The organism is Rothia endophytica (assembly GCF_039543885.1).
Taxonomy (GTDB): Bacteria; Actinomycetota; Actinomycetes; order Actinomycetales; family Micrococcaceae; genus Rothia; species Rothia endophytica.
Window position 1 is genome coordinate 653,149 of the sequence record NZ_BAABKP010000001.1, and the last position, 24,231, is coordinate 677,379.

General features: G+C 53.7%; 23 protein-coding genes and 1 riboswitch. Of the genes, 17 read left to right on the top strand and 6 right to left on the bottom strand.

Going from position 1 to position 24,231, the window contains the following annotated elements:
• Window positions 1-99: 99 nt before the first annotated feature.
• Window positions 100-1,047, top strand: a complete 948-nt coding sequence (locus tag ABD982_RS02970) for a DMT family transporter (protein ID WP_345444545.1) — start codon at window positions 100-102, stop codon at window positions 1,045-1,047.
• Window positions 1,048-1,124: 77 nt separating this feature from the next.
• On the opposite strand, the gene ABD982_RS02975 is transcribed toward ABD982_RS02970, so the two are convergent.
• Window positions 1,125-2,198, bottom strand: a complete 1,074-nt coding sequence (locus ABD982_RS02975; protein WP_345444548.1) for a lipoate--protein ligase family protein — start codon at window positions 2,196-2,198, stop codon at window positions 1,125-1,127.
• Window positions 2,199-2,344: 146 nt separating this feature from the next.
• Here ABD982_RS02975 and tpx point away from each other — a divergent pair, with 146 nt between their 5' ends.
• Window positions 2,345-2,839 (top strand): thiol peroxidase, encoded by a 495-nt coding sequence (gene tpx / locus ABD982_RS02980; protein ID WP_345444551.1) that lies wholly within the window; start codon window positions 2,345-2,347, stop codon window positions 2,837-2,839.
• A 62-nt stretch (window positions 2,840-2,901) separates the two neighbouring features.
• Here the strand turns inward: tpx and ABD982_RS02985 are convergent, their stop codons facing one another.
• A complete protein-coding gene (locus ABD982_RS02985; protein ID WP_345444554.1) occupies window positions 2,902-3,228 on the bottom strand; it encodes a branched-chain amino acid transporter permease in 327 nt (108 codons plus the stop codon).
• The gene (locus ABD982_RS02990) at window positions 3,221-4,054 is read right to left on the bottom strand and encodes an AzlC family ABC transporter permease (RefSeq protein WP_345444557.1); all 834 of its coding nucleotides are present in this window, start codon (window positions 4,052-4,054) and stop codon (window positions 3,221-3,223) included. The genes ABD982_RS02985 and ABD982_RS02990 overlap by 8 nt, the downstream gene beginning before the upstream one ends.
• Window positions 4,055-4,136: 82 nt before the next feature.
• Here ABD982_RS02990 and ABD982_RS02995 point away from each other — a divergent pair, with 82 nt between their 5' ends.
• From ABD982_RS02995 to ABD982_RS03020, 6 genes are all read left to right on the top strand, one after another.
• Window positions 4,137-4,574 carry an Lrp/AsnC family transcriptional regulator gene (locus tag ABD982_RS02995; RefSeq protein ID WP_345444560.1) on the top strand — a complete coding sequence of 146 codons (438 nt, stop codon included), beginning with the start codon at window positions 4,137-4,139 and terminating at the stop codon, window positions 4,572-4,574.
• A gap of 92 nt (window positions 4,575-4,666) precedes the next feature.
• Window positions 4,667-5,110 (top strand): OsmC family protein, encoded by a 444-nt coding sequence (locus ABD982_RS03000; RefSeq protein ID WP_345444563.1) that lies wholly within the window; start codon window positions 4,667-4,669, stop codon window positions 5,108-5,110.
• A gap of 258 nt (window positions 5,111-5,368) precedes the next feature.
• Window positions 5,369-6,853 carry an amino acid permease gene (locus ABD982_RS03005; RefSeq protein ID WP_345444566.1) on the top strand — a complete coding sequence of 495 codons (1,485 nt, stop codon included), beginning with the start codon at window positions 5,369-5,371 and terminating at the stop codon, window positions 6,851-6,853.
• Window positions 6,854-7,030: 177 nt separating this feature from the next.
• Complete coding sequence (locus ABD982_RS03010; RefSeq protein ID WP_345444569.1) at window positions 7,031-7,648, top strand: thymidine kinase; 618 nt, start codon at window positions 7,031-7,033, stop codon at window positions 7,646-7,648.
• A gap of 65 nt (window positions 7,649-7,713) precedes the next feature.
• A riboswitch (SAM riboswitch) is annotated at window positions 7,714-7,831 on the top strand.
• Between the two features lie 16 nt (window positions 7,832-7,847).
• Window positions 7,848-8,270, top strand: coding sequence for a hypothetical protein (locus ABD982_RS03015; RefSeq protein ID WP_345444572.1), 423 nt, complete (start codon window positions 7,848-7,850; stop codon window positions 8,268-8,270).
• A 142-nt stretch (window positions 8,271-8,412) separates the two neighbouring features.
• Entirely contained in the window at window positions 8,413-9,027 is a 615-nt protein-coding gene (locus tag ABD982_RS03020; protein ID WP_345444575.1) for a hypothetical protein, read from the top strand.
• Between the two features lie 601 nt (window positions 9,028-9,628).
• On the opposite strand, the gene ABD982_RS03030 is transcribed toward ABD982_RS03020, so the two are convergent.
• Window positions 9,629-12,646, bottom strand: a complete 3,018-nt coding sequence (locus ABD982_RS03030) for a TrlF family AAA-like ATPase (protein WP_345444578.1) — start codon at window positions 12,644-12,646, stop codon at window positions 9,629-9,631.
• Window positions 12,647-12,861: 215 nt separating this feature from the next.
• Window positions 12,862-15,078, bottom strand: coding sequence for an NADP-dependent isocitrate dehydrogenase (locus tag ABD982_RS03035; protein WP_345444582.1), 2,217 nt, complete (start codon window positions 15,076-15,078; stop codon window positions 12,862-12,864).
• Window positions 15,079-15,260: 182 nt separating this feature from the next.
• Between ABD982_RS03035 and ABD982_RS03040 the strand changes: the two genes are divergently transcribed.
• From ABD982_RS03040 to ABD982_RS03050, 3 genes are all read left to right on the top strand, one after another.
• Window positions 15,261-16,220 (top strand): TIGR00730 family Rossman fold protein, encoded by a 960-nt coding sequence (locus ABD982_RS03040; protein WP_345444584.1) that lies wholly within the window; start codon window positions 15,261-15,263, stop codon window positions 16,218-16,220.
• Between the two features lie 151 nt (window positions 16,221-16,371).
• The gene (locus ABD982_RS03045) at window positions 16,372-17,259 is read left to right on the top strand and encodes a VOC family protein (protein ID WP_345444587.1); all 888 of its coding nucleotides are present in this window, start codon (window positions 16,372-16,374) and stop codon (window positions 17,257-17,259) included.
• A gap of 52 nt (window positions 17,260-17,311) precedes the next feature.
• Window positions 17,312-19,312 (top strand): alpha/beta hydrolase family protein, encoded by a 2,001-nt coding sequence (locus tag ABD982_RS03050; protein ID WP_345444590.1) that lies wholly within the window; start codon window positions 17,312-17,314, stop codon window positions 19,310-19,312.
• Here the strand turns inward: ABD982_RS03050 and ABD982_RS03055 are convergent.
• A complete protein-coding gene (locus ABD982_RS03055) occupies window positions 19,309-19,734 on the bottom strand; it encodes a hypothetical protein (protein WP_345444593.1) in 426 nt (141 codons plus the stop codon). The two genes, ABD982_RS03050 and ABD982_RS03055, sit on opposite strands and share 4 nt — an antisense overlap.
• A gap of 50 nt (window positions 19,735-19,784) precedes the next feature.
• Here ABD982_RS03055 and ABD982_RS03060 point away from each other — a divergent pair, with 50 nt between their 5' ends.
• The 6 genes from ABD982_RS03060 (at window position 19,785) to ABD982_RS03085 (ending at window position 24,228) form a co-directional block, all read left to right on the top strand.
• A complete protein-coding gene (locus tag ABD982_RS03060; protein WP_345444596.1) occupies window positions 19,785-20,459 on the top strand; it encodes a pyroglutamyl-peptidase I in 675 nt (224 codons plus the stop codon).
• A 52-nt stretch (window positions 20,460-20,511) separates the two neighbouring features.
• Window positions 20,512-20,808, top strand: a complete 297-nt coding sequence (locus tag ABD982_RS03065) for an aromatic amino acid lyase (RefSeq protein WP_345445757.1) — start codon at window positions 20,512-20,514, stop codon at window positions 20,806-20,808.
• Between the two features lie 86 nt (window positions 20,809-20,894).
• Window positions 20,895-21,956: an ABC transporter ATP-binding protein gene (locus ABD982_RS03070; RefSeq protein WP_345444599.1), complete on the top strand. Its 1,062-nt coding sequence runs from the start codon at window positions 20,895-20,897 to the stop codon at window positions 21,954-21,956.
• Window positions 21,953-22,627 (top strand): ABC transporter permease, encoded by a 675-nt coding sequence (locus ABD982_RS03075; RefSeq protein WP_251379134.1) that lies wholly within the window; start codon window positions 21,953-21,955, stop codon window positions 22,625-22,627. The genes ABD982_RS03070 and ABD982_RS03075 overlap by 4 nt, the downstream gene beginning before the upstream one ends.
• Window positions 22,624-23,283 (top strand): ABC transporter permease, encoded by a 660-nt coding sequence (locus ABD982_RS03080; RefSeq protein ID WP_251379133.1) that lies wholly within the window; start codon window positions 22,624-22,626, stop codon window positions 23,281-23,283. Before ABD982_RS03075 ends, ABD982_RS03080 begins: the two co-directional genes overlap by 4 nt.
• A gap of 9 nt (window positions 23,284-23,292) precedes the next feature.
• Window positions 23,293-24,228 (top strand): ABC transporter substrate-binding protein, encoded by a 936-nt coding sequence (locus ABD982_RS03085; RefSeq protein WP_345444607.1) that lies wholly within the window; start codon window positions 23,293-23,295, stop codon window positions 24,226-24,228.
• The last annotated feature ends 3 nt before the right edge of the window (window positions 24,229-24,231 follow it).

Below are 24,231 nucleotides of genomic sequence, written 5' to 3' on the forward strand. Positions count from 1 at the left end.
TTCTGCCCCTCTAGGGTGGTGCGAGTTTGATTAGGCTCAAGTTTAGCGAACAAGAGTAAAATGCTAAACGTCCTCTAGACCTAGAAAGTTGACTACCGCATGTTCGCTTTGCCCCTCATGATTCTGGGTGGGGCTTTGCTTCCCATTCAAACCACCTTTAATTCCAGGTTGCGGGAGTCTGTAGGTTCCCCTTTCCTCTCATCTTTGGTGTCCTTCATCGGTGGTACGCTCTTCCTGCTCTTTCTCTCTACGGTTGTTGAGGGCCACTTCTGGTTTTCCCCGGAGGACGTGAGCGGACAACCCTTTTGGATTTGGACCGGCGGCCTGCTGGGCGTCATCGGTCTTACCACCAATATCTTTATCTTTCCCAAATTGGGCGGGGTGCAGTCCGTCATCCTGCCCATCACCGGGCAAATCCTCATGGGCCTCATCATCGACCAGTTCGGTCTCTTTCACGCACCTCAGACCTCCCTGACCCCCTTCAGAAGTATCGGGGCTGCTCTGGTTTTGACTGGTGTGTTCGCTGCTGTTTTGCTAGGACGCCGCGCCAAGGCACCGGATAGTGGTACGCAGCAACAGGGAGCTACCTCACCTGGCAGTCAGCTGGGGTGGCAGGCTTTGGCTATTTTCTCGGGTTTTCTCATGGCCATGCAGTCACCCATCAACGCGAGTCTGGGCACCCTCATCGGTTCCGGACTGAAGGCTGCTCTCGTTTCTTTTACCGTAGGCACCTTGGTATTACTGTTCATTGCCTTGGCGCTCCGCCTCAAATTTAGAGTGAGGGTGCCAGGCGGTAAAACTGCCAATCCGCTTTGGATGTGGGTAGGCGGCCCGCTAGGCGCCATCTTCGTCACCTTTAACGCCCTTTTCGTGCCCATTCTCGGTGCAGGCTCTACCATTATGGCCGCATTGACCGGCATGGTGACTGCCTCACTCATCGTTGATAAGTTCGGAATCTTCGAGGCTCCCCGTCGCCCTGTGACCGTCCTGCAGGCTGCCGGTATCGCGGTTATGCTGGCCGGTGTTGCACTCATTCGCCTCACCTAACGTACTGCGGGTGAAGTTCCCAGCAGGTGGAAGGACGCCGCCGTAGCCCCTGCTCAGAGATAGACGTTGAAGACCTACTAGGGCACGCGGTGAGTCCATTCTTTGGTGGCGAACTTTTCATCGACCAGTTTCTGGGTAGCAGCCATATCGGCATCGGTGAGCTCACCCAGGCTGGCACCGTACCTGCCGGTGAAAGTATTAATCATGGTCTGCACGATTTCTTCACGGCTGGCGCCTGTCTGACGGCGCAGGGGATCAACTCGCTTCTTGGCGGAACGGATACCCTTATCCACAATCTTTGCCTGCCCGATACGCAGGACTTCCAGCATCTTATCGGCGTCAATGTCATAGCTCATGGTGACATGGTGCAGCAGACCGCGGGTGTTGCGTTTCTGCGCAGCACCGCCAATCTTGCCTGCTTCTGAGGTGATGTCGTTAATGGGCTTGTACCACGCTTTCACACCCAGCTCTGCCAGTGCAGCCAGCACCCACTGATCCAAGAACTCATAGGACTTCTCATAGGACAGCCCTGCCACCAGCTCCTTGGGTGCGTAGATGGAATAGGTGACGCAGTTACCGCCCTCCATAAACATGGCACCGCCACCAGAAATACGGCGTACCACCTGCACATCGTGCTCAGCCACACCTTCAGGCCACAGCTCATTGGTGTAGGACTGGAAGGAGCCAATCACCGTGGCACGGTCCTCCCAATCCCAGAACCGCACAATAGGCCCGCGCCGCCCAGACAGTACCTCTTCGAGTAGATACTCATCCAGGGCAACGTTCATCGCAGTGGGCAGAACACCGGGGCGCAGAATGGTCCAGTCGTAGTCAGTAAATTCCTTGGCGCCAGCCAGGGTACGTCGCACAATAAAAGCGATGTCTTCTACCGTAAAGCCGTGCAAAGATAAATCATCGCCAAACTGCGCAAGAGCTGAGTTAATGCGGGTGACCAGGGCATCGGCGTCCTCATGCACCGACGCTCCTACCAAGGCAGGTGCAAGTTCAAAGAAAGCCTCCTCCGGCTCAATAAAGAAATCACCTGAAACCTTAGCGCTGGTGAGAACCTCCCCATCGGTCTCAAAATCGACCACCACCAACTTACCGTTCACCACCTTGCGCTCGCCGTGGTAGCTCTGCTTTTCTGACATAATGACTCTGCCCTTTCTTCTGGCGTTAGTCGTATTTTATTCTCCAGCAATGAGCGCCTACAAGGGGCGAGGCTCAGGTAGCAGTGAGAGTAAGCGTAGAGCCAAATACCTTGCCAGAAGCAGGTAATCAGAGACACAATAAATCTATGGCTACAACTAAATTTCAAGGCACCGACGTCCAGACCGTAGGCGAACTGCCTGCCGTTGGCTCACAGGCCCCCCACTTCACCCTGGTCACCACAGGTCTCGAAAACACCACCGGCGCAGACTTTGAGGGCAAGAACCTTGTTCTCAACATCTTCCCTTCGATTGACACCGGTGTGTGCGCCGCATCAGTGCGCAAGTTCAATGAAGAAGCTGCCAAGCTCGAGAACACTACCGTGCTCTGCGTGTCCAAGGACTTACCCTTCGCCCTGGATCGTTTCTGCGGTGCTGAAGGCATCGAGAACGTCGTCTCAGCGTCCGCCTTCCGTGATAGCTTCGGCGAAGACTTCGGTGTGACCATGACCGATGGCCCTCTAGCAGGTCTACTGGCACGCTCCGTGGTCGTCCTTAACTCCGCTGGTGAAGTGATCTACACCCAGCTGGTCGATGAAATCACCACCGAACCTGACTACGAAGCAGCACTCGCAGTCCTCTAACGCCCCATAAATAACTGGCCCTCGCTACAGCAAGCGGGGGCCAGATGTCTTTAAGCAGGCTGTTAGAAAACCCAGGTAGAAAGGATGACGCAGACCGCGGTGCCAGCCACCAGGCTCAGGGCCAGGTTTCTGCGCCACAGGTGCAGACCGGCAGTGATCACTGAACCTGCCAGGTAGGGGATAGCGGTGTGGGCTGAGGAGTAGTCGATGCTAACCAGTACGTAAAAACCCAGACAAATAATTGCACCCATAGGCAACCACTGCGAGAGATTCTCTACCAGTGCGTTGCCTTTCAGCGCGCTCTTGATGCCAAAGGGAATCAGGCGCAGAGCAAAGGTAATGCCGGCAGCCAGAAAAATTGCCGTCAGAATGTAGCCGGTGTTAGGCATATTGACTCTCCTGGGTAGAGATCTCGCAAGCGCCCTGACGGCCCTGCACAAGATGGCGCAGAATCAAGAAGCACACCAGGGCTAGCAGGGCTATCAACAACATGGACTGCGGGTAGAGAATGATAGCGGTGATTGACGCCGCGGCAGCCAGCGAAGCGGTGACATGATCTTTGACAGCGCGGTAAGCGTCGATGGAAAGAATGATGAACATGCCGGTCATGACGAAGTCCACGCCTGCAAGGTTGCTCAGGAAAGCTGCGCCTACGAAGTAGCCCAGGGTGGAGCCACCCCACCAGCTGACCCAGAGGAGTATCGAAACGGTCAGGATCCTCCCCTGGCGGTAATTCTTAGAGCCTGGCCCCGTGTTCACTGCGTAGGCCTCATCGCAGAGCATGTAAACAGCTAGCGCCTTGGCGAAGCCGCCCCGCACATTCTGCAGCGGGTAGCTGATGCCGTAGACCAGGTGCCGGGCGTTCATAATCAGGGTGGTGGATGCAATGAGGGATAGGGGAGCGGCGGCCGCGATCATGCCTACCAACAAGAACTCAACAGATCCGGCGAAAACCACGGCAGACAGCACGGGGGCAACCCACCAGGCTAACCCGTAGGATGACACCAGCACACCCAAACCCATACCCATCACCACAAAGCCAAGGCACATGAAACCGGCAACGCGCAAGCCCTCGCGGAAGCCGCTCTCACCAGGCAAAGTATGCACATGCTCGCCAGAAATTACGGGCAGTGCCCCGGTCGCTGTAGCGGGGCTGGTGACCTCGCTGGTTGTCACAAACGGCAGTGAAGCGGTGGTGGTTCTTTCCTGGTACATAAGAAACAAGTCTAGATAAAAAGCCCCGCAAAGTGTTTGCTTTTTATTGCTAAAAAGCAGCTCTTATAGCAAGATAAAGCACATGGACAACCTTGATAGCGCAATTATTGAAGAGCTTACCGCTAATGGTCGGCTCGCCAACCAGGAACTTGCTGCTCGGGTAGGGCTAACAGCTGCCCCCTGTCTGCGCCGGGTGCGTCGGCTAGAAGAAGCTGGAATTATTGCTGGCTATACGGCCCGCATCAACCATGCCCTGCTCGATGAAGGCTTTGAGGTGCTGGTCTTCGTAGATCTTTCACGCAACGACCTGCCCAGCGTAGAAGCCTTTGAGAGCACCGTCCTTGCCGATCCAGCTGTCATCGAATTCCGCCGCATGTTCGGTCTGCCCGACTACTACATCAAGGTACGCGTGAAAGACTCAGAAGCCTATGAGCGCTGGTACAGCGCGCTCGCCTCTCAGCACGAGTACATCTCCCGCATCGATTCGCGGATCACCATGAAGCTACTCAAAGCGCCCTAACCGCCCTAGCTGTGACAGCGCACGGAATAAGTAGCTAGCGCCACACGTTTTTATAAGAAGACCTCTTACTCCATTCGTATAAGGAGAGCCCCATGGCAGAAAATGCCCGCACTGAAGACCCTAACTACCGCGCTGTGCCCGTTGAGCGCATCGGTAAAAAGCACTACCGAGCCACCGGTGCTAACGGGGCTACCTTAGATTTTGGCCAGGGGGAGGGGATGCTGACTCCGGTCGAGCTACTGCTTGCCGCAATCGCTGGTTGCTCCGCCGTGGACGTCGATGTGGTGACTTCCCGAAAGGTGGAGCCCGAGACTTTCGAGGTGCTGTCCTCTGCCATCAAGCAAAATGAGGACGGCGCTGTTCGGCTTGATGATGTTGAGGTGAGCTTCAAGGTAGCCTTCCCCGCCGGTGCTGAGGGCGAGAAAGCGCAGAAGATGGTGGACCGCCTGATTAAACTCTCGGCCGAGAAGGACTGCACCGTCAGCCGCACTGTAGAGCACGCCACCAAGGTTACTTTTATCAACGAGAACGCCTAGGTCAACCCGGGTGTATTTCTAGCCCGCTCTTCATCACCATTGCGCCGCCCTGCGCTCCAGCCCCCACGGTCACTGGAGTGCAGGGCGGCTCTTTTCTGCCCTCTGGGCTGGATATCACGCGGTGTTTAGGGGTCAAATGGACGCTGCGGTGGTAATCTAAAGTTTGTCTTATGCCCCATTAGCAAAACTGTTGGGGTAAGTTCTTGGGTCCTGGTGTAATCCTCCAGCATCCTAACTACCGAAAGCAGTACGCTCCTTATGTCTACTGATGCAGTTCCCACTCCGGTTGGTGAGAATAAAGAAGAGCTGAAGCGCGGCCTGCGCAGCCGTCACCTCTCCATGATTGCTATTGGCGGCGCTATTGGCACCGGCCTCTTTGTCGCTTCAGGTTCCACCATCGCAACCGCTGGCCCCGGCGGCGCTCTGCTCGCCTACTCGCTCATCGGCATCATGGTGCTGCTCCTCATGCAGTCCCTGGGCGAAATGGCAGCCAACCTGCCCGTAGCAGGCTCCTTCCAGACCTTCGCTTCACGCTACGTCTCAGAGTCCTTTGGCTTCGCTATGGGGTGGAACTACTGGTTCAACTGGGCCATTACCGTTGCCGCAGAACTGGTCGCTGCCGGCGTCATTATGTCCTACTGGCTCCCCGGCGTCCCCGGCTGGATCTGGGCGGGCCTCTTCCTCTTCATCATCTTGGGCATCAACATTCTTTCAGCTCGTGCTTACGGCGAATCAGAATACTGGTTGGCCGCCATCAAGGTGCTCACAGTCATCGTCTTCCTCATTGCAGGTATCCTCATGATTTTTGGAATCCTGGGAAATAACGAGGCGGGCTTTGGTAACTGGACCGACGGCGAAGCACCCTTCAAGGGCGGTTTCATCTCCATCTTGGCCATCTTCATGGTCGCTGGCTTCTCCTTCCAAGGCACCGAAATGATTGGTGTTGCCGCTGGCGAATCAGAAAACCCCCGCCGCGACGTCCCCCGTGCCCTCAAGAGCGTCTTCTGGCGCATCATGCTCTTCTACATTGGTGCTATCGCGGTGATCGGTACTCTGATTCCTTACACCAACCCCAACCTCTTGCGCGCTGATGAAACCGACATCGCTTACTCGCCCTTCACCATGGTCTTCGATAACCTGGGTATCGCGCTCGCAGCTTCCGTGATGAACGCGGTCATTCTGACCGCTATCCTCTCTGCCGGTAACTCAGGCCTCTACGTCTCATCGCGTATGCTCTACTCCCTGGCAGTCGAGGGCAAAGCACCCAAAATCTTCATGCGCGTCAACAAACGCGGCATCCCCATGCCCGCCCTGCTGATGACCGCAGCTATCGGTCTCTTCGGCTTCGTCACCGCACTCGTAGGCCAGGGTGCCGCTTACACCTGGCTGATTAACATCTCAGGCCTCTCCGGGTTCATCACCTGGGTGGGCATTGCTATCTGCCACTACCGCTTCCGACGCGCCTACGTCGCCCAGGGCTTCGATGTGAATGGCCTGCCTTACAAGGCACCGCTCTTCCCCATCGGGCCCATCGTTGCGTTGCTCATGTGCCTCTTGGTCATTGGTGGCCAGAACTATAACGCCATCTTTGAGGGCCACTGGTTCGAGGTTGTCTCAGCCTACATTGGTGTACCTATCATCATTGGCGTCTACCTGGTCCACAAGATGGTCAGCGGCTCAAAGACCATTCCCCTCAATCAGGTGGATGTCTCTGGCATCGAGGTGGAACCCGTCAAGGGCTAACCTCAAACTGAACGGTGGCGGGGCGGGCGGGCTCTCGCCGGCTGCAAGCACGTCCACTCCGCCACCACTGCACCAGCATGGCTCACCTTTCGCTCGCGAAGGGGAGCCGCCATGCTGGTGTTTTTGTTTGCGGGTAGACTGGTGCCGTTTGATTTTTCTGGTGAAAGGGTAGCGCACGTGGCTAAGCTGTATTTCCGTTTTGGGGCGATGAACTCGGGCAAGTCTACGGCCCTGCTGCAGGCTGCCTATAACTATGAGGAGCGCGGTCAGCGCGTCCTGCTAGCTAAGCCCCGTGTGGATACCAAGGGTGATGCCCTCATTGTTTCTCGCCTGGGCGTGACCCGCCATGCTGACTTCCTTATTGGGCCCGAGGACTCAGCTAAGGGTCTCTTTCATGCCGCTGCTGAAGTAGCTGAAGACCCTGACCGGATGCATTGGCACCTGCCCGTCTCATGCCTGCTAGTAGACGAGGCACAGTTCTTGACCTCAGAACAAATCGATGACCTGATGCGCATTGCCGTGCTGGAGGACATCCCAGTACTTGCCTACGGTATCCGCACCGACTTTCGTACTCACGCCTTCCCCGGTTCTGCTCGCCTGCTTGAAATTGCCCACACTCTTGAAGAACTTAAGACTATTTGCCGGTGCGGCCGTAAAGCACTCTTTAACGGGCGGACGCTGGACGGAAAGTTCATCTTCGACGGCGACCAGGTGGCCATCGACGGCGTGCACGTGGGCTACGAGTCCCTGTGTGCTACCTGCTACCTGGAAGAATCTGGCGGCGCGCTGAGCTAGGCATCCATCATTTTTCTGCAGGATGCTTGAACTATTTCGTAAAGCTCTGTTAAAGTAGTAATCACGATTCAGAAGCCCAACGCTAAGCCCTTTGACTTGTTGGCTGGCAACCGCCTTTCGCAGACGGTGCCCTTAAAGGAAAATCGGTCACCCGGCTCAAATGATCCGGTGAAAGTAGCGATTATTTTAGGAGGCCCTCATGGGTCAGCTTTCTTTTTCTTCTTCCAATGCCGATGCAGAAACCACCAAAGAACGTGTTGGTACCCGCTGTATTCTTCACACTGCCGGTCACGGAATTGTGCCTGCTGTTGGTATGAACGCTTCAAACATGGTGTGGGAGAAAGCCACTGTCACTGCCCGTCGCGGCACCCGGTTGCGGCTGCAAACAGCGGATGGTGCATCTTATTTCTGGCACCACGACCCGCAGCGCGTGGCTTACCTCTGCGCTCCTGAAGCCGGCGAGAACTCTGATAGCGAGACTCATGGGGAGGCGGCTACAACGGAGCTGCTGTGGAATTCCACCTATAAACTTTTGGGCAGGCGTTTCGATCATGGTTTCGCACTGGCACACCTTTCGGATAAACCGCTAGATGGCTGCGAACTAGCGTCCTCTCTTTCCTAGGAAAAGATAGATCAATATAAGGGGTGGTGGGCCAGACTTTCTGGCCCACCACCCCCTATTTTTGGAACTAATGGATAGTTTTAGTGAGGTGTGCGGAGGCTGTGTGCTGTTAGCCTGGAATCACTACCGAGAAGGGAAGACAATGAAGTCTTATACTGGACTGACACTTCTGGCTACCACCGTTCTCTTGGCCGGGTGCGGCTCATCTGGCACAGGAACAACAGATAATGAAACGGTAACCCCACCTGCTTCGTCAGCTGCTGCGGCAAACTCTTCGGTGCCTACGCCGAGCCCGATGCCTTCGGCTACTAGCTCATATGAGGCCCAGCCTGATCTAGTTGAGGTGACTACTACTTTCCCGGTGGGCAAGGAGGTGGCGGCCGATGAGAAAATCGGTATCTTGGTCAGCCCAACCGGCAATATTGGGTGTGACATCTGGGCGGTGGAGGGTCTCGCCCGGTGCGGCGTGAAGTCCTATTATGATGAGGCGAAGTACCCGACCGGTGATATTACTGGCCCTGCCTGGGTCTTTGCATTAGATGATGAGCTGGATGAGGTATCGCTGAATTCGCGTGGTGATGCCATGTTCTTCATGATGGGGGAGCACGAGGGTAATGCCCCGCAGGTTGTTGAGTACGGTACGACTGCTACCTACGGTTCGATTGAATGCCGCTCTGAGGAGGAGGCGATGACCTGTACCAACACTAAAACCGGTCACGGTGTAACTATGAGCCGTGAAGGCTATTCAACCTTTTAGGACCACTATTAAAAAGCTGGTAGCCTTCCCTTTTGGGAAGGCCACCAGCCTTTTTTATAATCTACTTACTTGAGCTTAGTCAGCTCACCGTTCAAGGTAGCACTCGGGCGCATTACCTTATCTGCCAGCTCGTCTGAGGGCTTGTAGTAGCCCCCCCCAGGTCCACGGGCTTACCCTGAACCTCCAGCAGCTCAGCCACAATAACCTCTTCTGAGAAGCCAGAGCCTAAGTAACGGTGGAAAAAGAGAGGAAGCGGAGGTCATAAAGGCTACACCCTGCAGGTGGTTGACCACGGTACGAAGCTACGTACTGTTCGATGCAGTATCGCTCTAAGGAAGAGGCAATGACCTGTACCAACATTAAAATAGGTTGTGGAGTAGAGATAAACAGTGACGGTTATAGAACTTTATGTGTAGACCCGTAAAAAGATTAAGCCAGAACCATATGCTTTGGTGTGTAGATTGACTTGCTCCTATAGATGTAGATAGTTCAAAAATTAATTTTGACTACCTATATTTGACTATAAAATCACGTAATATTTAGTAAATAATTTAAATGTGAAATAATACATGCCTCAAAATAAATGGTCGCTGAACTAGCGTTAAACAAATTTGTCATACTTTATTCGCCTATTGTCGAAAGCAGTTCTAGTTCCTTCGAGAATATTTATTGATGTGTCAGCTATATTGAATTCTGCTATACATCCAGAATCAATATAAAAACGTTGACCATCTGAATGGCAATGAATAATTTGATCTGCGTCTCCTACAATAGCTAAGTTGGCATTATGGGTAACAACTATAGTTTGTCTTCTCCCTGAAGCAAAATGAAGCGCGGGAACTAGATTTGAAGCAATCGTTTCATTATCAAGATTTTCTTCTGGCTGATCCAAAAGCAACGGTGTATTTCTTAAGTCCACTACTAAATAAAACATAGTGAGAATTAATCCACGTTGACCTGGCGATAAATGTGAGAGAGGTAACCCATGTCCAGTGATGCCAAATCTGACACCTAGCCAATCTAGATTTAATATAGTCATAAGGAAATCAGATAAACTAGTCCCTCTGTTGAATACATCTCTAGGATCCCTAGAGTCGCCACCTCCATCGCCCCTAAATGAATTAATTCTAGTAATGAGCTCTCGTAAAACTAAATTTATATTATTGAAATCTGAAACATCTAAATTTTCGTAAATTTCAGATGCCCATTCTTCGAAAAGTGAGCTTTTGTTTTTATTAATCAGACCAAGCAACGTATCCCAAATATTTTTGGAGACAATTTCAGTTGAGAACTCAAGGCCAATATCGCTTAGTATAGGAATTCCTTCTATATATTCAGCTGCAGGTTGGTATAAAGATTTGACAAACTCACTTTGTTGTCTAATTGTATGATGTATTTCTGAGGAAATATTAATCAAATCCTTTTCGATTTTGCTAAGCGTTCCAGGGATCGACTCAAGTCTTAGTAGTCTTCCTTCAATTTCCTTGATTGAACCTGGTTGCTGTTTAGATCCAATTATCAGGTCCTTTCGATTTTCGAGCAAATTAAGATCTTCAATTTTTGCCTGCCGTTCCCCATCTAGCATTCGCAATTGATTCTCCTGTGTGTTGAGTCTTATCTCCAGTTCATCCATCTCTGCGTTAATTTCATAAACTTTTTTTTCTAGTGCATCTGTAGCTTTTTTTGTCTTTTCGATAAGGCTATTAATTACTTCATTTTTTATTTCGATATATGCGATATTTTCTGAGCTGTCAGATATTTCTTGATAGTCAGTGTTAATTTTGTGAACTTGATTTTCAATCTTGACTAAGCGTTCAGCGAAGGCGGTCATGCTTGTGAGCCGTTCTTTGCTGGTGGAAATATTATGAATATATTCCAGTTTCAATTTCTTTTTTGATTCTATTTTTTCTTTGATTTGAGAAACTGTTTTTGAAATATCTGAAATTTTTGAGGATACATTATTTGAAATATCTGACTGGTTCGTATCGGTTGAGTTACTCAATACAGAGATTTCATTTTTTAACTCACTGATAGATTGATTAATGTTTTTGAGATCAGCTTTCTTGGTGTTTAAAATTGAAGAAAGATCGGTCTCTTTGTTGTCCCATTTAAAGCTGACATTTTTTTGATAATCATCTATTATCTTTAAAAGATTTCCACGTAAAGATGAAATTCTTTCCTGAAAGACTTTAGTTTTCGATTCAAGTAATTCATCGAAGTCACTCTTATTTTCACGGTCTTGGGTTTTGATATGAGTAAAAAGAATATTTTTTAATTCGCTTTCAAAAGCCTCTGCCTCAGTAACCTGGTAGTTACATACTCGCTCAACGAACATTTGAGGAAGATACTCAACTTTAACTTCGGTACTTGTGTCAAACTCTTCGTTGAGTGCGACAGACCTTTCGATACCGTTCTTCCAAGTTAGCTTAGCTGTATATCGATCAGCTTTAGATTTACTGTGAGGACTTAAAAATCTTTTTTTGTTGAGAAAAGCAAAATCAGAGTTGCGATTTGAGTTCCCAGCAAGAGCAATGCAATCTAGAAGCGCAGATTTTCCTTGCCCTTTGTTCCCAACTATGGCTACAAAGCCAGGGTTTAGCTTTAGATTATGATTAAATAATTCCAAGTCTGGATTATCAGATTTAATCTCAATTTTATTAATAAATTGATTTGGTGACTCTCTGATTTTTCTTATAGATTTTGGTAGAGATCCAACAAAAACTCTTCGGTCAAACTCGCTCAAAGCGTATTTTAGACCCTCAAAAGTCGTGATAGTGTTAATCCATGTGGAGCAGTTGCCGATACGCATAGACTCAGAAGATTCAGCATTATAATGAGCATCGCTGCAGTCTAGAATTTTGTGGGTTATATTGTGTCTTTTGAAGGATTCAACTTCATTTGCCCAATTGCTATTGTCAATATAAGCAGAGAAAATAAAATCGGATGTATTAATTAGATTTTTTTTCTCTGCAATTGACTGCCCATTCCATTTGATGGAAGACCATTCACTTTTTCCGATACCTAATAAATAATTACCTCTGAGAAACGAGTTATCAAGTGCTTCTTCAACACTTTTTAACGTTGTGTTTAGGTTATTAAAACCTTCCTGGAGGTCCGATCCGTAATCTACCAGCTTCTCAGATGGTACTTGAGCTTTGATTTGTTTGCCTAAATCGATTATTGAATCTTTGTCAATTACTGCATTCCATTGTTCTTCTGTGTTATTAGGTGAAAGTTTGTATTTAGATTCAATGCGACTTAGAAACTGGTTTCTGATTTGGCCCGGCGCCAGAGTATTGTTAAAAATTACGTGTAGGTTTACTCTTGAGAGGCTATTCTTAGACCCTCCGAAATGACTCAAGCGCATTTCGATAACAGGAAGGAATAGTTCAATATTGCTCATTCTCCCTTCATTGTGTGCTCGCAAGACCCTTTCATAGCCATCTAGTATCCAGTAATCATTGATTCCTATGACTTTGAAATTTTCGTCTAAATTTTCTATATCACTAAAAAATTTTTCCCATGAACTTTCGTTATCTCCAGCGTAATGTTGATGAATGGAAGCCGGAGTATGAACATGTAAGTCCCAAATTGACCACTCGGTGCCTGTTTTTGCCATCAGAATTCCTAGACGATTTATATTTCTGTTCGGCATGGAGCTAAGGAAAAAATTAACGCCGCGCTGAAATGTGTAGTTTTGCAAAAATAGCCATGAAATCTACGAGCATAATTTAGCTAGTCCGAATCGGTTTATAAAAAGAGAACTAACAGAAATTTTGCATTCGTAGATATCATGGCTTTGTGATGGGTGATTTCTATATGAGAAATTTTAGTTTACAGTCCGCCCACAATCTCATTTAGAGTTGCGCTTGGACGCATCGCTGCCTCGGCTAGCTCGTCTGAGGGCTTGTAGTAGCCCCCCAGGTCCACGGGCTTACCCTGAACCTCCAGCAGCTCAGCAACAATAGCCTCTTCCTTCTCGCCCAGACCCTCAGCTAGCGGTGCAAAAGCCTCAGCCAGCTCTGCGTCCTCGGTCTGAGCAGCTAGCTCCTCAGCCCAGAACTTAGTCAGGTAGAAATGCGAACCGCGGTTATCGATCTCGCCCACCTTACGTGACGGTGACTTGTTCTCATTCAAGAAAGTGCCGGTCGCAGCGTCCAGAGTGTTCGCCAGAACCTGCGCACGCGCATTATCAGTAGTCTTTGCCAGGTGCTCGAAAGAAGCCGCCAGTGCCAGGAACTCACCCAGTGAATCCCAACGCAGGTGGTTTTCCTCCACCAACTGCTGAACGTGCTTGGGCGCAGAACCGCCAGCGCCAGTCTCAAACAGACCGCCACCGTTGATCAGCGGAACAATGGAGAGCATCTTCGCGCTGGTGCCTAGTTCAAGGATGGGGAAGAGGTCGGTCAGGTAGTCACGCAGAACGTTACCGGTCACCGAGATGGTGTCTTCACCCTTGCGGATGCGGTCAATGGAGAACTGGGTGGCAGCCTCAGGTGCCAGGATGCGGATGTCCAGGCCCTCGGTGTCGTGGTCGTCCAGGTACTTGTTGACCTTGGCAATCAGGTTTGCATCGTGTGCGCGCTTCTCGTCCAGCCAGAAAACGGCGGGGGTCTGAGAATCGCGGGCACGGGAGACAGCTAGCTTGACCCAGTCCTGAACGGGGATGTCCTTGGTCTGGCAGGCGCGCCAAATGTCGCCAGCCTTCACGTCGTGTTCAATGAGCACATCGCCGTTGGATGCAACAATCTGCACCTTACCGGCTGCATCTAGCTGGAAGGTCTTATCGTGTGAGCCGTACTCCTCAGCCTTCTGAGCCATCAAACCAACGTTGGGCACGGTGCCCATGGTGACGGGGTCAAAGGCGCCGTTCTTACGGCAGTCGTCAATGACGGTCTGGTAAACACCGGAGTAGCAGGAATCAGGCAGGACAGCCAGGGTGTCAGCCTGCTCGCCTTCCTTGCCCCACATCTGACCCGAGGTGCGGATCATCGCGGGCATCGAAGCGTCCACAATGACATCTGAGGGGACGTGCAGGTTGGTGATGCCCTTATCTGAGTTGACGTACGCCAGCTCGGGGCCTTCTGCCAGGCTCTTCTCAATGAGGTCGCGGACGTCCTGCTGGATGTCGGCGGGCAGGGTCTCGATGCCGCTAATGATTGCTGCTAGGCCGTTGTTACCGTTGAGACCGGCCTCGTCCAGCTGCTTGCCGTACTTATCGAAGAGCTCGGAGAAGTAGGCGCGTACCACGCGGCCAAAGAGGATGGGGTCAGAAACCTTCATCATGGTTGCCTTGAGGTGCACGGAGAAGAGCACGCCCTCAGCCTTGGCGCGGACGATCTGCTCAGCCAGGAAGGCATCCAGCTTGGCGACGTCCATGAAAGTGCCGTCAATGATTTCGCCATCCAAAACGGGCAGGGATTCCTTGAGAACGGTCACGGTGCCGTCTTCTGCCACGTGCTGAATCTTCAGAGTGTCATCGCCAGAGATAACTACGGACTTTTCGTTGCTGAAGAAGTCGTTCTGACCCATAGTGGCCACGTTGGTCTTGGAGTCTGCGCTCCACGCACCCATGGAGTGAGGGTTCTTGCGCGCGTAGTTCTTGACCGATAGGGGAGCGCGGCGGTCAGAGTTACCCTCACGTAGCACGGGGTTAACTGCTGAACCCTTGACGCGGTCGTAGCGAGCGCGGACGTCCTTCTGCTCCTCGGTCTCAGCTTCATCAGGGTAGTCGGGGATGCCGTAGCCCTGTGCCTGAAGCTCAGCAATAGCTGCCTTGAGCTGGGGCACGGACGCCGAGATGTTGGGTAGCTTGATGATGTTAGCTTCGGGGGTCTTAGCGAGTTCGCCCAGTTCGGTCAGCGCATCTGCAACCTGCTGGTCAGCGGGCAGAATGTCGCTGAACTGTGCCAAAATGCGGCCGGACAGCGAAATGTCGCGGGTCTCAACCTCAATACCGGCAGTAGCAGCGAAAGTCTCAACGATGGGCTTGAACGAGTAGGTGGCCAGCAGCGGCGCTTCGTCGGTGTGGGTGTAGATAATCTTTGCCATAGGGTGGTCTCCCTTGATCAGTTTTTAGGCAGGTACTGTTATTCAGAATACTATCTTGTGCCAACCCTCACATAATTTTACGAAGCGATAAGTCTATGTGTTGAGAAGAGCTGAATTAGCTCTGCCGCAGGGCGCTTGTGCGGTGAGCTGGCTTGGCCCTTCTGGCCGGTACTCTAGAAAGCATGTCTGTTATCCGTGTTTCAGCAGTAGTTTTTGTTAATGACGATATGGAGGTGCTGACCGTGCGCAAACGGGGCACCACCGGTTTTATGTTGCCCGGGGGTAAACCGGAACCGGGGGAAAGCTTCAAAGAGACAGCCGTGCGTGAAGTCTATGAGGAGTTGGGGTTGAGGATTTCTGTTCCTGGACTGCAGGAGATTGGCGTCTTTACCCAGCCTGCCCTCAACGAACCCGGAATGATGGTCGAAGCTCATGTCTATCTGGCGCCCATCGTTGATACCAGCTGGGGTAAGGTGCACCCGCAGGCTGAAATTGAGCAGATCCGCTGGGTTCACCCGGTCGAAGGAAACCTAGAACACCAGGCGCCGCTCAACACCGAGGCGGTCTTTCCTGCCCTGGTCGAGCAGTTTGAGGACTTCGATGTGCAGAAATCCCTGACCGTCTTTATGGGCTCGTCCATGGGAAATAACCCTGTCTTCTCGGTTGAAGCAAACCGGCTGGGGCTTGAAGCTGCCCAGCGCGGCGTCAGGTTGGTCTACGGGGGTGCGCAGGTTGGTCTGATGGGGCAGATGGCAGATGCTGCTCTCTCCGCGGGAGGCGACGTTCTGGGTGTTATTCCCGAATTCATGGTTCCTCTAGAAAAAGCGCATAAGAACCTCACCGAGCTAGTGGTCGTGGAAACCATGCACGAGCGCAAGGCTCGTATGGCAGAGGAAGGGGATGCTTTCGTTGCTCTGCCCGGTGGCCCCGGAACCCTTGAAGAATTTTTTGAAACCTGGACCTGGTACTACCTCAACCAGCATAGTAAGCCTCTCTATCTGCTGAATGTGGGCGGTTACTGGAACCCGCTGATTGAGGCGCTCGAATCGATGGCGGACGCTGGGTTTGTGGATAGCCGCTATTTTGAGGCCTTAACGGTGGTGCAGGACGTGGATCAGCTGTTTGCGGAGCTGGGCTGGTAGCGGCAGCCTGGAGTGTCACTAAAGAGGTCAGTTCGCCTAAGAGAAATAAATTTTTTGGGGGCTGCCCTTTTCTTTAGGGTGAGGGGTTGACGGTTACACTTTTCTAGGAAATACTTTACAAGTAAAGTAAATATTTTCGAAAGGACCCGCCATGACTGCAGCCTCGCATGGAACTAATCTTCTGCCAGCAAATACCACCATGGGCACTGTCCGCCTGCGCGTCAAAGACCTAAAAGCTGTCTATGACTACTACACCCGTGGCGTGGGTTTAGTTGAACTGACTTCTGACCTACCCGGCGTCCACCTAGGGTTGGGAAATCAGGTGTTGGTGACTCTCGAGCATGACCCTTCCCTGCGCGCCCCCGCCCGCACCGAAGCCGGTCTTTTTCACGTCGCAATTCTCTTTGACACCCCGCAGGATCTCGCTAGGTCGCTCATTCGAGGTTTGACCTCCTACCGCAATCGATATGTAGGTTCAGGCGACCACCTGGTTTCCCAGGCTTTCTATTTTGCTGATCCAGAGGGCAACGGAGTTGAACTCTACATTGACCGCCCGCGCGACCAATGGCAGTGGTCTAACGGTGAGGTTTCTATGGACACTCTCCATATTGACCCCGTTGAATTTATTCGCCAACACTTGACCGATGAGCAGATCGCCTTGGCGGCAGAGACCCCAGCAGACTACGCAGGCACCGTGGGCCACGTGCACCTGCAGGTGGGTGATGTGGCTACTGCTCAACAGTTCTATGTTGATGCCCTGGGCTTTGAGCGCACTGCCGGTTTGGGTAACGCCGCGGTTTTTGTCTCTGCTGGCGGCTACCACCACCACATGGCCATGAATGTCTGGAATTCCCTGGGTGCCAGCCCTCGCCAAAACACGCTGGGTCTAGGAGTGGTGAATCTTCACCTGCCGGGGGAGGGAGCGCTCGATGCGCTGGCTGACCGCCTGAAATACAAGGGCATTGCTACCACTTTTGATGGGCAATCGCTGAACTTCATGGACCCTTGGAATAATCAGCTGCGCGCTCACTCTGCCTGATGCGTAGCCCGTGAGATTGAGGCCAGGGTCACTAGCGGGTAACTTGGTAGGCATGACAGAAACGCCGCAGAACACCGATTACCTGACCCAACTGATTGAACACCCCCGCATGGTCTCCCTAACCACAGGCCGCGAGGGTACCCCCGTGCTGACCATCAATACCCCTAACAAGGACGGCGCCAAATACCGCCCCCGCCTCTGGGCATTGGAAAAGAACACTGGTCACACTGGGCGCCCCTACCCGCTGACTGCACCCGACTCCGAGGCCAGCGTCCTCACCGTTACCGATGAAGGGACGCTCTACCTGAGCCTGGGCAAAGACGTGGACGAGGCCGATTCCGAGAGCCTCAAGGGAGTCTACCGGCTGCCTGAGCAGGGCGAACCCGAACTGGTCTTTACTTACCCCGGCGGTATCGACTCCCTAGTGGTGCGTGAGCGCGAGCAGGGAACCCGCTATATTTTTAGCGCTAAAGCCCACCGCGGTAGCTTGGAAGAGCAGGCATCAACCCTGGACTCACGGAAGAAAACCGGCACTAGCGGGGTGCTCTACACCGAGTTCCCTACCCGCTACTGGGATCATGACTTGGGCACCGGCGTCCCCGCCCTCTTCGTCAAAGACGGGGACGGCGAACCTCGGCGCATAGAACTACCTGGCGGCACGCGCGCTCAACTCAGTAGCTTCACTGTTTGCCCCACGGGCAAACTGGTGGCAGTCAGCGTGGAAACCAAAGAACGCGGTATTTATCAGCGCTCTAGCGTCTGGCTACTAGACCTGGACGGCGGCAAGGAGCCCCAGCAGATTGCGGCAGCAGACGGCACCCATGACTACGACCCCGGGAGCTTCAACCCCGGCGGTACCGGGCTAGAAATTTTGAAAGTACGCCGCTGGCAACCGGGCCAGTCCATTAAGCTCAACGCTCACTACTACGACCTAGCCAGCGCGAATCTCACCGAGTTGTCCAGCGATCTGGACCGCTGGTCCTCTAACCTGGTCTGGCTAACGGATACCGACTACGCCTTCGTCACCGATCACCTGGGGGCAACCGCTATCTTTACCGGTAGTATCGGCGGCAGCGAAACCCGCGCTCTGGTTGATGATGGCGCCAGCTACTTCTCCCATCTTGCCTATAACAGGGGGCAACTGGTGGCTCTGAAAAATAGTCACCAGCACTCTGCCTACCCGGTCAGTATTGACCCTGCCACCGGTGAGGTCACCCGCTTGGCCGCTCCCGCGCAGGAACTACGCGCTCCCGGGCGTCTGGAGCGTCTCACCAGTACCGCTGAGGATGGCACCCAGCTGACGAGCTTCCTTGCACTGCCAGAAAGCAGCGATGAAAAGAGTGACCCGCTGCCCCTGCTAGTCTTTGCTCACGGTGGACCTTGGGGCTCCTGGAACTCCTGGAGCTACCGCTGGAACCCCTGGTACTTTACCCAGGCTGGCTACGCCGTGGTGATGCCAGACCCGGCAATCTCCACTGGCTACGGCCAACAGATGATTGACCGCGGTGGGGACGACTTGGGGGGCACCCCCTACCGGGACATCCTGCAGGTGGTCGGAGAGGTAGCTGACCGCCCCGATATTCAGGCCGATAACGTTGCCTTCTCTGGCGGATCCTACGGTGGGTTTATGACTAACTGGGTGGCCGGGCAGGCTGGCACCCGCTTCAAGTGCTACGTCACCCACGCGTCCATCTGGGATTACCAGGCTATGTACTTTGTCTCTGATAACGGTGCCTGGCACGAGTGGAAACTCAGCGAAGGTGGGGAAGGCGATAGTATCTCACCGCGCCAGTTCGCTGCCAACATTGCTGCGCCCATGCTAGTCATTCACGGCGATAAAGACTACCGTGTGCCCATCGGCCAGGCCCACCACCTCTGGGCTGACCTGCAACACCACTCACCCGAGCTGGGGCACAAGTACCTCTACTTCCCGGACGAAGGCCACTGGATTCTCAAGCCGGGCAACTCGCGTCTCTGGTATCAGGTCTTTGGCGCCTGGTTGGCGCAACACCTGGGTGGCCAGGAGTTCCAAGCACCTGAACTATTAGGCTAAAGCCCTTCTTTCGCATTGCGCCGGCGTTTAACCAGCGAGACCGTCGGCGCAATGTTGATTGCTAACCACAAGGGGTTAGTAATGACAAAAAGCATAAAGAGCGTGCGCACCAGTGAGGACGCATCAGCAGGGATCACGAAATAGTTCAGAAGCAGAGTGGTACCGATATAGAGCACGGTGCCTACCACCACGTAAATCATGGCCCAGCGAAACTCAGAAGCGGACGCCGTGCCACGGTCATTCCAGTAATGGCGGTAAAAAAGCCGAACAGCGCGCCCAAAACCTACCTCTTCAGCAACGGCAGGCGCGCGGCGCTCGTCGGCCAGCTCGTCCTCAGTGAAACCGCCTGCGGCAAGAGCATCGGGGGTATCGTCACTCAGGGTCTCATAGACGAAGCTGGGGGTAGGATTTTTCTCAGACATACTCACCAGCCTACCCAAACCAGCCCCATAAATCATACGGAAAGATAGAGATGGCCACGCTACTGCTCACCTATTTCGGTGCCTTTGAAGGGGTGCCCTACAATCCCACCCGGGTAGTTGCCCGCCGGGCTGCTGACCTGCTTGCCGTCAGCGCCCCAGATTTAACGGTGCACCTCAAGGAGCTCCCGGTTGAATTTGCCGGTTCTAGCCGGGTGCTCAGCGAAGCCTTAGATGCATATGAGCCCGATATCGCTATCAGCCTCGGTGTGGCGGCTGGGCGGGAGAAGGTCAGCCTAGAACGAGTGGCTATCAATCTAGATGCAGCGCGTATCGCCGATAACGCGGGTGCCCAGCTCACCGATACTCCTATCCATCTGGATGGGCCGGACGCCTACTTTTCTGCTCTGCCCACCCGCACCATTTATGAGGAATTGAACAGAACCGGGCTGCCGGTAGAGCTGTCCTACACAGCCGGGACTTTCGTCTGCAACCACGTCTTCTACGAATTGATGCACGCTAACCAGGGCAGTATTCCAGCTGGCTTCATCCATATTCCGCTCTCTCACCCAAATCATGCACCAGAAACCCTGAAGCAGGACGCCGGCAAGCCCATCCGTGCTCACGCTGATACTGGTGGGGTAGAAAGCGGCGAGCTGCCCACTCTCGCCGAGGGGCAACTCGCTGCCATCATTGAGCAGTCAGTGCTCATTACCGAAAGGGCGTGATGCGACTAGCTCTTAACCGCCCCGGTCTCGTACCATAAACCGAGCATGGGGTATCAACTCGGGAATGACCCTATTACATACCACGGCGGCTGCTTTAGTCCCCGAGATGCAGGTGCGCGCTCATCCCGTCTCTACTCTGTCCTTGCCTGGCAAGGGCGGGCAGGAAGACTATAACACCTTAGCAATGGTTTCTATTTATAATCTTGAATCCAATATCGGCAGGTTCGACACCCTACTTGCTATTTTGCTGTTACTCTCAGCCCAAGGCATCTATCTCCTTGATGGGCCCCTGGCCGGATTATTGATGGGGGCAGGGGCCGAAGGCAAAGAAGAGAACTATGTCATCTAAAAAACTTCAGAATGTTACCAGCCCACAGATCCATCCAACTGACCCCCAACCTTTACCAACCTTTACCAACCGATAAGGCGGCTTTCATGCCTATACCCCCCGCTATCGAATTCAAGAACGTCACCAAGACCTATGGTGAGAACACCGTGGTCGATGATCTCAGCCTGAGCGTCCCTGCAGGAAAAATTACCGTTTTCGTGGGGCCGTCAGGCTGCGGTAAAACTACCTCCCTACGCATGATTAATCGCATGGTGGAGCACACCAGAGGCGAGATTCTGGTAGACGGTCACCCCAATACTGGACGCCCCGCGCACGAACTGCGGCGGTCTATTGGCTACGTGCTGCAGCAGGCCGGGCTGATGCCCCACCGCACCATCGTCGATAACATCGCTACCGTTCCCGTGCTCAAAGGGGTCTCTACCAAAGAAGCTCGTGACCAGGCACTAGAGCTATTGGAGAGGGTGGGGCTGGACCGGTCCTTCGCGAAACGCTACCCCGCCCAGCTATCGGGCGGTCAGGCCCAGCGGGTGGGCGTGGCCCGAGCTCTGGCCTCCGGATCTTCAATTTTGCTGATGGACGAGCCCTTCAGCGCCGTTGACCCGGTAGTGCGCAGCGACCTACAAAATGAGCTGCTGCGTCTACAACGTGAGTTGGGGGTGACCATCATCTTTGTTACCCACGATATCGACGAGGCCATCACCCTGGGTGACCAGCTAGCAGTTTTTGCTCGCGGCGGGCGTATTGCCCAGTTCGGCACCCCCGAAGAAATCCTGCGTCAGCCTGCCGATGATTTCGTAGCCTCCTTCGTGGGCCGCGACCGAGGCATGCGCCGCCTGACGTTTGCCTCAGCATCCGATGTAACCATTCACCCCCTTCAAGCTCTACAGACCCCCTGGCAGAACTGGCAGCTGAAGGTTGACGACGGTAAACCTGCTGGCTGGCTCGTGGACGGGCGGTTGATCCCGGGAGGTTCCCTCTACCGCGAAGGAGCTAGCCTGCGCGATGCCCTGGATTCGGTGCTGTCTTCACCTTCAGGTTGGGGCGTTGCCGTGGATAATGAGGGAAAGCTGCTTGGCCTGCTCAAATCCGATGACGTACTGGACGCCACGGAGACAGAACGCCAGCATCGATACGGAGTGGGCGCGTGAACTGGCTGTCTTCTAACCTCGACTATGTTGCGCAGTTAGCAGCTCTCCATGTATTGCAAGCCCTCATCCCGCTGGTGGCTGGCACACTGATTGCCCTGCCTTTGGCCCGTCTGGCGGTAGGACGCCGCCGCGACGGCCGTTCCACAGAACTGAGCACCACCGCCGGTAAGGTGCGCAGAGCTACGGTTATTAACTCTGCTGCCCTGCTCTATACCATCCCTTCGCTGGCACTCTTTGTACTCATGCCCCTCATCCTGGGCACCTCGATTACCTCCCTGCTCAACGTTTACGTGGCGCTTTCACTCTACGTGCTGGCCATGATGGTGCGCAGCTCCGTTGACGCCTTCGAATCCGTCTCACCCATCACCTTAGAAGCCGCCACAGCGATGGGCTACACCCCGGTCAGGCGTTTCTGGATGGTTGAACTGCCTCTGGCTATCCCCGTCATGGTCGCCGGTCTGCGGGTGGCTCTGGTCTCTAATATCTCCATGGTATCGGTGGGTGCCGTTATTGGCATTCAGTCCCTGGGCACCCTCTTCACCGACGGTTTGCGCCGCAACATTCCCGCTGAAATTATTGTGGGCATCGTTGGCACCGTCCTGCTCGCCCTCGTCCTAGACCGAGTGCTGGCAGCCCTGGGCGCCTGGAATACTCGCTGGAGGAAAGCATGAATATCTTTGAAAGCACCGCAGCCTGGTTTACTGCTGAGGGTGCCTGGGCAGGTGCCGGCGGTATCATCCAACGCACCACAGAGCACCTGGGCTACTCTGCGCTGGTGCTCCTCATTGCAGCCCTCATCGCTTTTCCGCTGGGTCTCTTAGTAGGTCACACCGGTAAAGGCGAAAACCTGGTGGTTGCACTCACCGGTGCCCTGCGTGCCCTGCCCACCCTGGGTCTTCTGACCCTGTTTGCTCTGTGGCTGGGGTTGGGGCTCACCGCTCCCATCGCAGCGCTCGTCATTCTTGCCATCTCACCTCTACTGGCAGGGGTTTACGCCGGAATTGCAGCAGTAGATCCAATCACCGTGGACGCCGCTCGTGCCCAGGGAATGACCGAATGGCAGATCTTGAGTCGGGTAGAAATTCCCCTGGCCCTGCCCCTCATCTTCGGCGGAATCCGTAACGCCGCTTTACAGGTGATTGCTACCGTCACCATCGTTGCCTATATCAACCTGGGTGGTCTGGGTCGTTTCCTCATTGACGGGTTAGCCGTGCGCGACTACTCCCGTATGGTGGGCGCGGTTCTTCTGGTCGCCGCCCTCGCCCTGCTGGTAGATCTTCTGCTCGCAGGTCTACAACGCCTCACGACTCCCGCCGGAACATCCTAGGACACCCTCATGAATATTTCTTTGAACACCACCTCCCTGAACCGACGCCGGTTCCTTGGCGTCCTGGGCATCGGGGCAAGCGTGAGCGCCCTGACCGCCTGCGGCATCTCCGGGGAAACAGCCTTCGGCACCGGTACCCAGGGCGGGCCCATCATCGTTGGGTCAGCCGACTTTCCCGAATCCCAAATCATCGCTGAAATCTACGCGGCGGCACTCAACCAGCGGGGCATATCAGCTGAAACCCGCCCCGCTATAGGCGCCCGTGAAGCCTACATCGGTGCCCTGCAAGAAGGGTCGGTGGGTGTGGTCCCTGACTACTCCGGTAATCTGCTGCTCTACTTCGATGCCCAAAGCACCGCGGTCACCGCTGAAGAGATTATTGCTGCCCTGCCCCAAGCACTGGGTGAGACCTTAGCCGCTCTGAAACCCTCAACCGCGGAGAACAAAGACTCCATGGTAATTACCTCCCAGACCGCGCAGAAGTTGGGCCTGCGTAGCCTGGATAACTTATCAGAACACAACCGTCAACTGGTGCTAGGTGCACCCCCAGAATTCGCAGAGCGAGGCTATGGACTGCCCGGCCTAGAAAAAAACTACGGTTTCACCCCGCAATCTTTTGAGCCCATCAACGATGGTGGCGGCCCCCTGACCGTCAAGGCACTGCTGGATGACCAGGTACAGATCGCTGATCTCTTCTCCACCGACCCAGCCATCATCGCCAACGATCTGGTAGTGCTAGAAGACCCCAAGAACAACTTCCTGCCCCAGCAGGTACTGCCAGTCATCAACGGTGAGCTTGTCTCATACGCCGCAGCTCAGGTGCTGAACGAGGTCTCAGCGGTGCTCACCACCGAGGATTTGATCGCGCTCAACACCCGTGTTTCTGGCGAAGAAAAGGCTAACCCTGCCACCGCCGCCCAGGATTGGGTTGCCGAAAAGCTCTAGACA